13 protein-coding genes, 1 tRNA gene and 1 pseudogene are annotated in these 12,467 nt (G+C 68.2%); 7 read left to right on the top strand and 8 right to left on the bottom strand.

Annotation, left to right across the window (positions count from 1 at the left end; genetic code table 11):
• Nucleotides 1-462 precede the first annotated feature (462 nt).
• The 3 genes from B277_RS17260 to B277_RS02545 form a co-directional block, all read right to left on the bottom strand.
• Nucleotides 463-1,158 carry a hypothetical protein gene (locus tag B277_RS17260; protein WP_128277282.1) on the bottom strand — a complete coding sequence of 232 codons (696 nt, stop codon included), beginning with the start codon at nucleotides 1,156-1,158 and terminating at the stop codon, nucleotides 463-465.
• 155 nt (nucleotides 1,159-1,313) lie between these two features.
• Complete coding sequence (locus B277_RS16425) at nucleotides 1,314-1,871, bottom strand: GNAT family N-acetyltransferase (RefSeq protein WP_083853597.1); 558 nt, start codon at nucleotides 1,869-1,871, stop codon at nucleotides 1,314-1,316.
• A gap of 2 nt (nucleotides 1,872-1,873) precedes the next feature.
• On the bottom strand, nucleotides 1,874-2,662 hold the full coding sequence (locus B277_RS02545) for a GntR family transcriptional regulator (protein ID WP_128277283.1): 789 nt from the start codon (nucleotides 2,660-2,662) through the stop codon (nucleotides 1,874-1,876).
• A gap of 106 nt (nucleotides 2,663-2,768) precedes the next feature.
• On the opposite strand from B277_RS02545, the gene B277_RS15685 reads away from it, so the two are divergent.
• From B277_RS15685 to B277_RS02575, 7 genes are all read left to right on the top strand, one after another.
• Nucleotides 2,769-4,640: a P-loop NTPase family protein gene (locus B277_RS15685; RefSeq protein WP_007924842.1), complete on the top strand. Its 1,872-nt coding sequence runs from the start codon at nucleotides 2,769-2,771 to the stop codon at nucleotides 4,638-4,640.
• The gene (locus B277_RS17785) at nucleotides 4,627-4,884 is read left to right on the top strand and encodes a WhiB family transcriptional regulator (protein WP_157986930.1); all 258 of its coding nucleotides are present in this window, start codon (nucleotides 4,627-4,629) and stop codon (nucleotides 4,882-4,884) included. The genes B277_RS15685 and B277_RS17785 overlap by 14 nt, the downstream gene beginning before the upstream one ends.
• Before the next feature lie 98 nt (nucleotides 4,885-4,982).
• Nucleotides 4,983-5,144, top strand: coding sequence for a hypothetical protein (locus B277_RS18680; protein WP_238539357.1), 162 nt, complete (start codon nucleotides 4,983-4,985; stop codon nucleotides 5,142-5,144).
• Complete coding sequence (locus B277_RS15690; RefSeq protein ID WP_007924846.1) at nucleotides 5,144-5,623, top strand: replication initiator; 480 nt, start codon at nucleotides 5,144-5,146, stop codon at nucleotides 5,621-5,623. Before B277_RS18680 ends, B277_RS15690 begins: the two co-directional genes overlap by 1 nt.
• Nucleotides 5,517-6,617, top strand: coding sequence for a replication initiator (locus tag B277_RS17265; RefSeq protein WP_338009721.1), 1,101 nt, complete (start codon nucleotides 5,517-5,519; stop codon nucleotides 6,615-6,617). The genes B277_RS15690 and B277_RS17265 overlap by 107 nt, the downstream gene beginning before the upstream one ends.
• A 35-nt stretch (nucleotides 6,618-6,652) precedes the next feature.
• On the top strand, nucleotides 6,653-6,838 hold the full coding sequence (locus tag B277_RS02570) for a helix-turn-helix transcriptional regulator (RefSeq protein WP_040880612.1): 186 nt from the start codon (nucleotides 6,653-6,655) through the stop codon (nucleotides 6,836-6,838).
• A gap of 3 nt (nucleotides 6,839-6,841) precedes the next feature.
• The gene (locus tag B277_RS02575; protein ID WP_007924852.1) at nucleotides 6,842-8,062 is read left to right on the top strand and encodes a tyrosine-type recombinase/integrase; all 1,221 of its coding nucleotides are present in this window, start codon (nucleotides 6,842-6,844) and stop codon (nucleotides 8,060-8,062) included.
• Between the two features lie 20 nt (nucleotides 8,063-8,082).
• Here B277_RS02575 and B277_RS02580 read toward each other — a convergent pair.
• From B277_RS02580 to B277_RS17790, 5 genes and pseudogenes are all read right to left on the bottom strand, one after another.
• Nucleotides 8,083-8,155, bottom strand: a tRNA-Thr gene (locus B277_RS02580).
• A 74-nt stretch (nucleotides 8,156-8,229) separates the two neighbouring features.
• On the bottom strand, nucleotides 8,230-8,955 hold the full coding sequence (locus tag B277_RS19425) for a transglycosylase family protein (RefSeq protein WP_007924854.1): 726 nt from the start codon (nucleotides 8,953-8,955) through the stop codon (nucleotides 8,230-8,232).
• A gap of 298 nt (nucleotides 8,956-9,253) precedes the next feature.
• On the bottom strand, nucleotides 9,254-10,030 hold the full coding sequence (locus tag B277_RS02590; protein WP_007924857.1) for a transglycosylase family protein: 777 nt from the start codon (nucleotides 10,028-10,030) through the stop codon (nucleotides 9,254-9,256).
• 153 nt (nucleotides 10,031-10,183) lie between these two features.
• Nucleotides 10,184-11,521: a threonine/serine exporter family protein gene (locus B277_RS02595; RefSeq protein WP_007924861.1), complete on the bottom strand. Its 1,338-nt coding sequence runs from the start codon at nucleotides 11,519-11,521 to the stop codon at nucleotides 10,184-10,186.
• Nucleotides 11,522-11,767: 246 nt separating this feature from the next.
• Nucleotides 11,768-12,467, bottom strand: a pseudogene (locus tag B277_RS17790) (hypothetical protein); the annotation flags it as partial.

Here is a 12,467-nt window from a genome sequence, read left to right on the forward strand (position 1 = left end):
AAGTTCTTGGCAAAGTGAGCGGACAAAGAGCCGGAAGCAGAGGCAGGAGGACGCGTACGCCTCACTTGTTATGCAGTTGCTGGCGCGCTTCACATCTGGCGAGGTAGAACCTGAGGGCGAGGCACAAACTCGATCAAAAGTGGCCGTTTGGGCAGAAGCTCCCGTGATTCAAGCACTGGGCGAGTGGAATCGTGTTTACGACAAGTACATACCTAGCGGTTCAACTGGAGAGGTGACGCTCGACGATTCCGGAAGGAAGGCATTTGAGGAGGCCACAGCGAAAGTGGCCCGGGCTGTCCGCAGGGAATTGGACCCCGGGGACAAAGTTCAGTTGGATCAATTGATCCAAGTGCTATTCAACCGAACTTCATAACCATGCCGGGACACGCAGCAGATGAAAGTTCGGCCCGCCGTTCTAGTAAGCCGACTGTCAAACCTGTGCCATCGACAACACAATTTCCCCTAATGAGAGCGCCCGCGATTATAATTGTCTAGGGAGGACGCAAGCATTCTGGCCACGTTTCGAGAGAGGCCGCCGTAGCCAGAGAGGCTAATGCCAACGTTACCCCCAGTGATGGATCCTCCTCGAATTGCATTGCCCACGCCGAAGCTGATTTCACGGCTACCGAACTCTATTAGACCGTTCCTCGAGCGCTCGTAGATGAGTGCGACCACCACCGGGAAATTTACCTTCTCGGCAATTGCCTCTCGGCCAGGCAGCATCTCGCGGAAGGCTTCTGCAGTTCGCGCCTCTCGGAAAGAGATGTAGAATCCATCGCCATTTTCAAAATCGACCCTGAGGTACCTTCCTCGCGGTGGGCATTCAATATGCGCCGCACCTGGATCCACGGTCCAGACGTTGTCTTCCATCCATGCTCGTGGCTCGCCATGCATAGATGGCATCTTAAAATTGAGCAATAGGAATCCGTCTTGGTCGCGGTTAAAGTAGACGCAAGGCTCACCGTCAATCTCTACGATTGTGTCTACTTGATAGAAAGCCACCGACCCAACGACGGCCACCAGATCTCGCGTCAGGTAGTCAAATTCTCCCACCACAGGCAGTGAGGCCGGCCCAACCTCCTTCAACTTGGACAGATACTCGTTGGGGTAGTATCCGCCATCGGCCTTTGCCGCGTGGTTCGAGCAGAGCGCAATCATTCCGACAGGATCGTGGTGACGCTTCTCTCGCCAGGGCGGTAAGAAGTGGTGGAACGTCAGGTACGGGCTCCCGCAGTCACGGATCGGACACCTGAACCCGACTTCACGACACAACTGCTTGCGGACAGCCTTGGGGATGGTCCGCCCTGGTTCGCTTATTGGAGTATTCGCGTTGGATTGCCGCTGCACGCCGATCCCACCATCCCCTTCTTGTCCTTTGTCATCACCATGGCTTCTGCATGGCGGCCCTCGCCCCAGACGTGGTCAGACTCGCCGATGACCTTCCAGCCGTTTCTTAGATATAGGTTCATGGCGCTTTTATCTTTGGCCAGAACTTCTAGCACGAGTGTCAGACCTAGAGACCTTGCACTGTCCTCAGCGGCTTTTAGCAACGCTTCACCTATACCCTGCCCCCGAACTCGAGGGTCGACGAAAAGGCGAGCGAGAACTGCCAGCTGCGTCATCGACACTCCCTGCTTGTCGACCACCAGACCAACTACCTCGTCGGTTGACTTGGGCTGCAAGAGAGCGGCGTGTCCACGAGGTCTTCCGTCCAAGAGGGCAGTCCATTGTCCAATAGCGTCTGGCAGGTCCAGCCAAGCCAGAGGGCTATCAACTCCTTCCACCGGGTAGCCGTCCCTCTTGTTGACCGCGACGAGTACGTCCGCAAGCTCCTCATAGTCGGCTCGTCGGGTCAAGCGGATTTCAGTCATGCTCAATCATCCACCTTCATCGTGTAGTCAAGGCCGGAGTAGTCGGCGCGCATGGTGAACTGCGTGACCTCGAAGGGTCGCCGGTCCTGGTCAAGCCCCGTATGCAGCACTACGAGGACCGGCACTCCTTCGGGCAGTCGCAGACCGTCCACCTCATCGAGCGTGGGCATGCGCGCGGTGACCTCCTCGCGGGTGTAGGTGATCTCGTGGCCCAACTCAGCGAACCGCGCATAGAGGTCGCCCTTGCCGAGGTTGTCGCCTGCCCGAAGCTCCGTCCCCGCCGCGATGCTCCACGGCACGTAGGTGACGCCGACCTGCATCGGCTCATCGTCTGCGAAGTACCAGTTTTCGCGCCGCACCACGCTCGCCTCAGTGGGACTGACGTTCAGGCGCTCAGCGATCTCAGGCGGTGGGACTACGCGGCCGATCTCCTTCAGGAAGGCGTTCGGCACTCGATCCTGGGCGGCTACCTCGGCGTGGAACGGAGACAGGCCCGTCTCCTCGCGCAGCCTCCGCGAGTACCGCCACTGACCGAACCGCATCAGCCGCGGCTTGGTCCGAACAAAGACACCCTTGCCGTGATGTGCGGTCACGAGCCCCGCCTCGGCTAGCTGTCGCACGGCTTCGCGGGCGGTGTTGCGGGCAACCCCGTGATCTGAAGCCAGCACGCGCTCAGAGGGCAGTCGGTCGCCTGGCTGGTACTTCCCCGACTCGATGGCAGCACGCAGCGCGGCCGCCACCTGACGACTTGCTGTGCCCGCCCCTTGGGCCGACACCTTCTTCTCACTCATATCCACAGTGTAGGCCCCTGGCTTAAGCCACCTGTTGACACTGGCTTGAGCCAGTTGTAACGTCGTCACACTGGCTTAAGCCAGCATCTATCAAGAGGAGCAAGTCATGGCGATGCAGCGTCGGTTCCCGGTCGGTCACGCGGATGTCTTCCCCGCGGGTGCGTTCTTGAAGGGGGGTGTGGAGCCGGTGGCGGACTTCGATGCGGACAAGCGGCCTGATGGTTCGCGGCCGCAGCAGTTGGACAAGGACTCGGGGTTGCCGTTGTGGCAGGTGACGGTCCTGGACGCGGACGAGGAGGCCGGCAAGAAAGAGACGGCGCTGTCGATCAAGATCGCGGCGAAGGTGCAGCCGGTTCCTCCGGACAACGGGACGCCGTTTCCGTGGACGCCGGTGGAGTTCGTGGGGCTGACGGCTCTGCCCTACGTCGATGACAACGGGGTGCGTCCTCGGCTGGCGTGGTCCTTCCGGGCGGAGGGGATGACTGCTCCGGGCAAGGGGGGCGAGGCCCTCGGTCTCGGGTCGCTCGGAGTCGGCGGCTGCGTGATGCGTGCCGTGAGGGTTCGCCGTCTGGTCCGTGGGGGTGTCCTCGCGGTCCAGGCGGCTGGCCCGGTCCTGTGGCGGCTGCTGGCGGTGTGCGTGGCGTTGCTCGGTGCGGGCTGGTTCGCCGGTCGCGCTCCTGAGCGGACGTCGTGGGGGCTGCCGACCGGTCCGTCTGACACCTCGTGGGTCGCGGTCCTTGGGTCGCAGCTTCAGGTGCTCGGGGTCGTGGTGGGCGTGGCTGCGCTGTTCGTCTTCGTCGCGGCTTTCGTGGTCGCGTTGCGGTACCCCAATCAGGTTGTGGCGTGGTTCTACCGGCGCTATGTGCGTGGAGACTTTGCGCATGTCGCTCGGGCGGCTGGCCTGTCGAAGGAGATCCAGACCAAGGACGGTCGCGGGTGGGTCGATCCGGCGTTGCTGGGTGTGACCTCGTGCGGTGGTGTGGTCGTGGCTCGCATCCGGGCTCGCCGGGGGCAGTCGTCGTCGGAGATCGCTGCGGTGGCGGAGAAGTTCGCGGCTGACTTCGGTGCTGCGAGTTTTCGTGTCTCGACGCCTTCGGCTGCGGTCGCGGAGCTGCGGTTGACGATGGGTGACGCGCTGGCTGGTGCGACGACGGCGAGGATTCCTGTGGATCGTGCGCCGGGTGCGGCCCTGGAGCCGGTGGAGGTCGGTCGGGAGGAGTCGGGCGACCCGTGGCGGCTGTCGCTGGTGGGTCGGCACACGCTGGTCGCGGGTCGGTCGGGCTCGGGGAAGGGCTCGATTCTGTGGGGCTCGGTGGCCTCGTTGGGGCCGTGGATCAGGCAGGACACGGTGCGGGTGCACGGCGTGGATCTCAAGCGTGGCGTGGAGATCGCGATGGGCGATGGCCTGATGTATCGCACGGCGTACAAGCCGGAGCAGGCGGTGGAGGTGCTGCGGGATCTGCTGGCGATCATCGATGAGCGCGCGGTCCGCATGGTCGGGCAGTCCCGGCTTCATGAGCCGTTGCCGGGCGATCCGTTGCACGTCTTGGTCATTGACGAGTTGGCGGCGTTGACGGCCTATGCGGATGCAGGGGTGAAGAAGGAGGGCAATCGCCTCCTGTCGGAGATCTTGACGCAGGGCCGGGCGATGGGGGTTGTCGTCGTCGCCTTCGTGCAGGACCCGAAGAAGGAGACGGTCCCGATGCGGGGGCTGTTCACGCAGACGGTGGCGCTGCGTCTCCAGAGCGTCGAGGAGGTGCAGATGGTCCTGGGGTCGGGTCTGAGTGATGAGGCTCCGGCCCATCGCATCCCGGATGACATTCGGGGTGCTGGCTATCTCGTCACGGAGGAGGGCGAGGTGGCGCGGGTGCGGGCGCACTTCTGGCCGGACTCGCTCATCAAGGCCACAGCGGCGCACTACCCGGCGGCGAAGCGCTGGGAGTCATCTCGGGAAGGGGTTCGTCATGATGCCGAATGAGCGTTCTCGCGCTGCCACCCGGACGTTGGCAACGCTCAATCTCCACGGGGCGTGCGTGCGCCATCCGCACCCGGATTGGTGGTTTCCGGAGCGTGGCCGCGACGACACGGACAAGGCGCTGGAGGTGTGCGCTTCTTGCCCGGTGCGGGCGATGTGCCTGGACTACGCGCTGGCGTGGGACGACCAGGGCGTGTGGGGCGGCACCGTGGATCACGAGCGGTTCGGGCTGGGCGAGACGGCATGAGCTGGATGCTGGCGGCGGCTCCGTCGCAGGTGCTCCCCCTTCGCTCGTCGTTGGGTCGGGGTGCGGCGGTCGCGTGCGATGAGTGCGGGGTGGTCTTCGTGCGGCGCTTCGATGCGCGGACGATCTTCCCGACGACCTCGGACGCCATCGCGGCGGCGACGACGTTCTGTGAGGGTTGGGCCTATGTGATCGGCCACGGCCGCGATCACCTCGTGTGCCTCGACTGCGTGTGCGCCAGTGGGGCGGCAGGCGACTTCTGATGGTTGACCGCAGCGCCCCCTTCGGGTTCCCCGGCTACAGCGACGATGCGCCGCTGGATCTGGGGAGCCTCGGGGCGGCTGCTCGGCAGAGCGTGGTGGATCGCCTCGTGGGCGGCACCTTCGATGCCTGGGCGGATGCTGCGGCCCGGGTGGGTCATTGCGCGCACCCGATCCGGCTGGTCGGGTCCTCTCGTCGCGTCGACCGGGCCACGGGTGAGGTGCTGAGCAGCTATTCGTCTGCTCACGAGCCATTCGGCGTGACCTATGTGCGGTGCGGCAATCGGCGGGCGAGCGTGTGCCCGGCCTGCTCGCGGACCTATGCGCGGGACACCTTCGAGATGATCCGGGCCGGCGTGGTCGGGGGGCAAGAGCGTGCCGGAGGAGGTCAGCGGCAATCCGCTGGTCTTCCTGACGTTGACGGCTCCGTCCTTCGGTCCGGTGCACGCGGCGAAGGGAGGGCAGCGGTGCCGTCCTCGTGATGGGCACGGGGTGTGCGAGCACGGTCGTGCGGTGGCGTGCTGGCGGGCTCACGACGACGGTGACCTCGACGTGGGGACGCCGATCTGTTCGGACTGCTACGACTACGTCGGGCACGCGATCTGGCAGTGGTGGGCCCCGGAGTTGTGGCGGCGCTTCACGATCACAGCTCGTCGGGTCATCGCTCGCGCGCTGGGTGTGCCGGACTCTCGGCTGCGGGAGGTGGCGACCTTGCAGTACGCGAAGGTCGCGGAGTACCAGGCGCGGGGTGTCGTGCACTTCCATGCGTTGGTGCGCCTCGATGGCCCGAAGACGCCGGAGGGGTATGCGGCTGCGCCTGCGGCGGTCTCGGCTGGGGTACTGGCCGGCCTCCTCGAGGACGCGGTGGCGCGGGTCCACTTCGACGCTCCGTCGTGCGGTGGCCAGGGCGGCGGTCGGCTCCGGTTCGGCACTCAGGTCGATGCCCGGACGGTGACCGGCTCGCGGGGCGATGATCCGGACGCACCGCTCGTGGGTGAGCAGGTCGCCGGCTATCTGGCGAAGTACGCGACCAAGGCCGCATCGGACACGACCGATCCGCGAAGGGAGTCGGCCCACTACCGGCGCCTGCGGGCGACGTTGGATGACCTCGCGGACCAGCGGACGTCGGGCGATGACTACGAGCTGCTGGGCAAGTGGGTGCACATGCTCGGCTTCCGGGGGCACTTCTCCAGCAAGTCGCGCAAGTACTCGATCACGCTCGGTGCTTTGCGTCGGGCGCGGCAGCGGTGGCAGCGGATCGCCGCCGACTGCGCTCGTGAGGGGCGTGAGGTGCCGGTCCTCGACTTCGCGGACCTGATCTCTGATGACGAGGAGGAAACGACCCTCGTCGTGGGCTCCTGGAGCTACGCGGGCACCGGGTGGGACAACGACGGTGACACGGCGCTGGCTCTGGCGGCTGCGGACCGTGCTCGGGCCTACGACCAGTGGCGTGCCGAGAAGGCACGGGCGAACTGAGAAGACACGACAGACAAGGGAGAGAAGGGATTCAGATGTGCAATCGACATGACCCGCTGTGGACGGTGCAGGACGTCGCAACGTTTCTCGGGGTGCCCGTGGGGGCGCTCTACGACTGGCGGTGCCAGGGCGAGGGACCTCCGGCGTTGAAGATCGGTCGTCGCCTGCGCTACCGGGAGAGTGACGTCTTCGCGTGGCTCGACGAGCAGACGGCAGCGTGAGCCATGGGACGGCAGGGGCTGGCTCCGGGCGAGTGGGGCGCCATCTCGACGGTGCGCGTGGCCACGGACTCCGGAGCGACGTACAAGGCTCGGGCATGGTTCCGGGGCTTCGACGGTCGCAAGCGTCGGGTGGAGCGGTGGGGGTCGTCGCAGGCGGCGGCTCAACGGGCACTGACGACGGCCCTGGAGGATGCCGCCACGACCGGCGTCGGTGGGCTGACGGCTCGCGACACCTTGGACGAGGCGGTGCGGCAGTGGTTGGCCGACCTCGACCAGCTCGTGCGGATGGGTGAGCGATCGCCGGGGACGGTGCAGACCTATCGCTACCAGTGGCAGCGTCACGTCTCCCCCGCGTTGGGCAACCTGCGGTTGGGTGAGGTGACGACGCCCATCGTGGACCGCTTCCTCGTGGACCTGCACGAGCGGGTCGGGTCGGCCACCTCGCGCACGTCGCGGGCGGTGATCTCCGGTGCGATGGGTCGGGCCGTGCGTGAGGGTGCGGTGCGGTTCAACCCGACTCGCGAGGTGCGTCGGCTCAGTGCCGGCCCTCGTCGTCGGCCGCGTGCGTTGACCGAGCAGGAGCGGGCGGCGTGGTTCCTGGCCGTGACCCGTGATCCTCGGGCCGTCGAGCACGACCTGCCGGACCTGTGCGCCTTCATGCTGGCGACGGGTCTGCGGATCGGTGAGGTCGTCGCGGTGCTGTGGTCGGAGATCGACCTGGAGGCCGGCACGGTCGCGGTGACCTCGACGCTGATCCGGGTGACGGGTCAGGGCTTGATCCGCAAGCCCACGAAGTCGGCGGCCGGGCAACGGCTCCTCCCCCTTCCTCAGTGGTGCGTGGCGATGCTGCGGCGGCGCGCTGAGGTCGGGGTCGGGCCGGAGGAGCCGGTCTTCGGCACGGTCGACGGTGGCTACCGGGAGCCGCGCACGGTGAGTCGGTGGCTCTACGAGGTCCGATTGGACAGTGACCTGGAGTGGGTGACCTCGCACGCCTGGCGCAAGACGACGGCGAGCATCCTCGACGGGTCCGGGGTCACGGCGCGGATCATCGCGGACCAGCTCGGCCACTCGCGGGTGTCGATGACGCAGGACGTCTACCTGGGACGCGGCGAGCAGGATCCTCGGGTGCTGGCGGCGCTCGAAGCGGCCGACCCACGACCCCCTTCGCCGGGCCAAAGTGGAGGCGAAAGTGGAGGCTTCGGCCTCCCGGAGGGTGGGGAGTGAGGTGTTTCCCTTGATTTCAGAGCTGGCGAAGGGACTCGAACCCTCAACCACCTGTTTACAAGACAGGTGCGCTACCAATTGCGCCACGCCAGCGGGCCCGGACGACGAAGACCGGGACCGCGGCATCGTAGCCCGCGGGCCCGGTCGTCACCGAGTCGTGGCGCCCGTCAGAGGACGTTGTTGTTGAGCCAGGACTGCAGGCGCGAGGTGGTCTGCGGGCCCCACTTGCCGTCGACGTCCGCGCCGACCTTGCGCTGCAGCGCCTTGGTCGTCTGCGGGCCGATGACGCCGTCGGGGGAGGCGCCGACCTTGCGCTGCAGGGCCTGCTTGTCCTGGGAGTCGAGGTAGCCGTTCATCGGGCGGCCGCCCCACTTCTCGATGCCGGCATTGGTCTTCGGGCCCTGGATGCCGTCGACGGCGAGCTTGCCACCGGTGGAGGTGGCCGGTGGGCGGGTCGTGTCGCGTGAGGGCCGCTCACCGCTGCCGTAGGGGTTGACGGCCAGGCCGTTGGCGACGGTCAGGCCCGCCTTGCGCGAGCACACCGGCCAGGCGCCGGGGCCCTGGACCTTGAGCACCTCCTGGGCGATCTCGATCTGCTGCGCGCGGGAGGCGCGGTCGGCGGTGTAGGCGTACTTCTGGCCGCCGAAGCCCTTCCACGTCTGGAAGGAGAACTGCAGGCCGCCGTAGTAGCCGTTGCCCGTGTTGATGCTCCAGTTGTTCGTCGACTCGCAGGCGGCGACCCGGTCCCAGACCGTGTCGGCGGCACCGGCGTTGGAGGCGACCACGAGGCCACCGGCCACGAGCGAGCCGGCGGCGGCGACGCCACCTGCGACGCGCAGGCGACGGCCGCGTCGGGAGGCCGGCTGATCCGGGAAGTCATTGGTGCTGAACATGTGGTGTCCTCATCTCGGCTGAGCACGGGCAGGGGTACCCCGCGCAGGTCCGAGAGCGACGCTAAGGACACTCCAGTCACACAGACAACACTCGTCACGTAAATACAGACCTGTAACTCAGGCACCTCGGACACCATCCACACCACGCCTCCGAAATGGTGGTGAGGCGCGAGCGGCGATGCCTGGGCCGCCCGGCGTCACGACCCCGGGCACGACGAAGGGGGGTCCGCACCGTTGGTGCGGACCCCCCTTCGCGGAGTGCTGCGTCACGCCTGACGGCGGGACGGGCTCAGCTCACTCAGCGACCGTTGAGGTAGGTCTGGAGGGCCTTGGTGGTCTGCGGACCCCAGATGCCGTCCTGGTCGGCGCCGACGACCTGCTGCAGGGCAGCGGTGGTCTTCGGGCCGATGACGCCGTCCTGGCCCGAGCCGACCTTGGCCTGGAGGGCCTTCACGTCGGTGGCGCTCAGGGCACCGTCCTGGGTGGCGCCGACCCACTTCTCGATGGCGGCGTTGGTCTTCGGGCCGCGGATGCCGTCGACCACGAGGGCGCCGGCGGCGGCCGGGGTGCGGACCTCGGAGCGCGAGGGCGCCTGCTGCTGCGGAGCCTGCTGCTGCGGGGCAGCCTGCGTCTTGGGGGCCTCGGCCTTCGGGGCCGGGGCGGTCGAGCCGGCGGAGGCGCCGCCGTTGGCCTTGGTCAGACCAGCCTTCTGCGAGCAGACGGGCCAGGCGCCGGGGCCCTGGGTCTGCAGGACCTTCTGCGCGATCTCGATCTGCTGCGACTTGGTGGCCTGGTGGGCGTTGGGGGCGTACTTGCCACCGCCGAAACCGTTCCAGGTCTGGTTGGTGAACTGCAGGCCGCCGTAGAAGCCGTTGCCCGTGTTGATGGACCAGTTGCCACCGCTCTCGCAGGCGGCGACGCGGTCCCAGACGGAGGAGTTCGTGGAGGCGGACGCGCTCTGGGCGGTCGCCATGGAGCCGACGGCCACCGAGGCCCCAGCCACGGCAACACCGGCGATGCGGCGGCGGGCGGGCGAGGTCTTCGCAGCCTGAGCGTGCTTCGGGGAGTAGAACATGGGGTGGTGATTCCTTCCACGAGGTTCAGGGGGCTTCGTGGTGAAGCTGCCAGAAGGTCTGGCGTCGGTCTCGGACTTCGCGAACGTTACCTTCCCGTGATCTAGCGAGTCAAACTTGTGACCTTCGGGGCGCGGCCCCGCCCCGCCAGCACCTCAGACGATGTCCCACCCGTCCTCGGCCCGCCGGTCGCCCTCCTGCTCGACGGTGGCCCGGCGGCGTTGTGCCACAGGCGCGTCGAAGGGAGCGGCCAGCCGGTCACCCAGGGTGTTGCCCGTCGCGATCGCCATGATGACGCCGAAGGCACCGAGCACGTTGAAGAGACCGGCCGTGGAGTTGGCGCCGTCGGCCACCGTGCCGGGGCTGCTCATGTGGTACAGACCGATGAAGATCCCGAGACCGGGGTAGAGGCCGAAGGACGCGGGGACCGAGATCGTGAGCGCCGGGGCGTCCATCCGCAGGGCGATGTAGCGGGCGAGGAAGCCGATGACGGCCGCAGCCAGCCCGGTCGACGTCACCCGGCCGATGCCGAGCGAGCTCAGCCCGACGGCGACCGCCACGCCGGAGACGCAGAGCAGGCTCGCGGGCAGGAGCATCCGGCGGCTGTCCTGGAGCGTGATGGCGCCGGTCAAGCCGATGACGACAGCGCCGATGATGACCATGGGCAGCGGGCCCGACGCCCAGGCGAGCTTGTCGAGCGGCGGCGGCGTGAGCTCGATGCCGAGGAGGCCACCGGCCTGCAGGCACAGCCCCAGGCCGGAGGCGACACCGACGATGAGCCCGAAGGTGTGGAGCATGACCGCGAAGAGGCGGGCCGTCCCGGTGACGGGGAAGCCGGAGAGGACGTCCTCCATCGCCGAGATCAGCGTGCGCGAGGGCAGCAGGGCGACGATGCCACCGGCGACGATGAAGGCGAAGTCCGCCGGCGAGATCGGGATGATCCCGTAGGTGCCGAGCACGTAGGCGAAGAAGGCGATCAGCGTGGCCGTCGCGCCGCCGAGCGCCCCGAGGTAGAAGTCCGGCAGGCTCAGCCGGTCGACGAGGCCGGAGAGCAGGATCGTCACGCAGGCCGCAGCGGCGGCGACGAGCACACCGGGCAGGCTCGCCCCGAGCAGGAGGGCGACGCCACCGGCCACCCCGCCCTCGGCGAGCGTGACGAACCACCGCGACCACATGCGGGGGGCCCGGCTGATCTCGCGGAGCTGCGAGTCGGCCTGCTCGAGGTCGATGTCACCCGAGACGAGGTCGTCGACGAGCGCGTGGACCATCGCCAGCCGGGCGAAGTCGAGGCGGGGCTGCCGCACGACTCGCAGCCGCGAGATCGTCTGCCCCGACGGGGTGCGGCACTGCAGGTGCATCGACTGCATCGTCAGGTCGACGTCGAGGTCGTCGAGGCCGGCTGCCACACCGACGGCGATCGTCGCCGACTCGACACCCGCGGCACTCGAGCCCGAGCGCAGCATGATCTCGGCGACCCGCAGCGCGAGGTCCATCGCGTGCGCGGCGGCCCGCTCTTCGGCGACCGCCCTCGTGACACGGGGGTCGCGGTAGGGCGTGCCGCGCAGCGAGCCACGCAGCGGGATCGTCTCGGTCGGCTGCTCGCCGCGCAGGCTGGGTCGACGGCGCGGCTTGGGCTGCGGGTGCTGCGGGATGGCTCCGGTCTGGGGCTCGGTGCGACGTCCGGGCCGGCGCCGCGGGCCCTTGGCGGGCTCGGTGGGGTGGTGGGGGCGGCGGCGTCGTCATCGTGAGGGCAGCTGCTCCGGGGAGGGCATGGGCGACTGGACGTCAGGCCACCACGAGACCTCGAGGGCGCCGACGGCGAGCGCACCGAGCACGCCGACGGCGAAGACGACGAGGCAAGCGGTGATGACCACCCGCGCGACGGGGACTCCCGTCACGCTGCGCACGAGGCTGCGGCTGCCCCGGCGCAGGCTCGGGCCCCCGGGACCCCACCAGCCGATGAGCAGGGCGAGCAGAGCCGCGACGGCCAGGGGCACGGGCGCATCGAGCCGCACCCCTCGGCCGTCGACCGCGTCCTGCGCCACGGCGGTGACGACGAGGCCCGCGGCACCCACCGCGGCGGGCAGGAGCGCCGCCACGACTGTCGTGAGGGCGGCGCCGAGGAGGTGCAGGGGCGACGCGGCCAGGGCCGCGACGCCGTCGCTGCGACGACGTCCGTACCGGTGCCGTCGCCGCACGGTGGCCGTCATCGAGCGGTCGACGGTGCGCGCCAGCCAGGACCAGCCGATCGCCAGTGCGAAGCCTGCCCACGGCACGGCCGCGCCGAAGGCGACCGCGGCTGCGAGCAGCGCGGCGAGGACGTCGCTGCGCCGCGGGCGGCCGATGCGGSGACGGCACCGGTACGGACGTCGTCGCAGCGACGGCGTCGCGGCCCTGGCCGCGTCGCCCTGCACCTCCTCGGCGCCGCCCTCACGACCA

This window comes from Janibacter hoylei PVAS-1 (assembly GCF_000297495.1).
Taxonomy (GTDB): domain Bacteria; phylum Actinomycetota; class Actinomycetes; order Actinomycetales; family Dermatophilaceae; genus Janibacter; species Janibacter hoylei.

Bases quoted from the DNA above. Each gene is read 5' to 3' on its own strand.
- B277_RS02570 (WP_040880612.1), top strand. From the start codon at position 6,653: ATGTGCAATCGACATGACCCGCTGTGGACGGTGCAGGACGTCGCAACG.
- B277_RS15685 (WP_007924842.1), top strand. From the start codon at position 2,769: ATGGCGATGCAGCGTCGGTTCCCGGTCGGTCACGCGGATGTCTTCCCC.
- B277_RS17785 (WP_157986930.1), top strand. From the start codon at position 4,627: ATGATGCCGAATGAGCGTTCTCGCGCTGCCACCCGGACGTTGGCAACG.
- B277_RS02575 (WP_007924852.1), top strand. From the start codon at position 6,842: ATGGGACGGCAGGGGCTGGCTCCGGGCGAGTGGGGCGCCATCTCGACG.
- B277_RS02595 (WP_007924861.1), bottom strand. From the start codon at position 11,521: ATGGACCTCGCGCTGCGGGTCGCCGAGATCATGCTGCGCTCGGGCTCG.
- B277_RS02545 (WP_128277283.1), bottom strand. From the start codon at position 2,662: ATGAGTGAGAAGAAGGTGTCGGCCCAAGGGGCGGGCACAGCAAGTCGT.
- B277_RS15690 (WP_007924846.1), top strand. From the start codon at position 5,144: ATGGTTGACCGCAGCGCCCCCTTCGGGTTCCCCGGCTACAGCGACGAT.
- B277_RS17260 (WP_128277282.1), bottom strand. From the start codon at position 1,158: ATGATTGCGCTCTGCTCGAACCACGCGGCAAAGGCCGATGGCGGATAC.
- B277_RS16425 (WP_083853597.1), bottom strand. From the start codon at position 1,871: ATGACTGAAATCCGCTTGACCCGACGAGCCGACTATGAGGAGCTTGCG.
- B277_RS19425 (WP_007924854.1), bottom strand. From the start codon at position 8,955: ATGTTCAGCACCAATGACTTCCCGGATCAGCCGGCCTCCCGACGCGGC.
- B277_RS02590 (WP_007924857.1), bottom strand. From the start codon at position 10,030: ATGTTCTACTCCCCGAAGCACGCTCAGGCTGCGAAGACCTCGCCCGCC.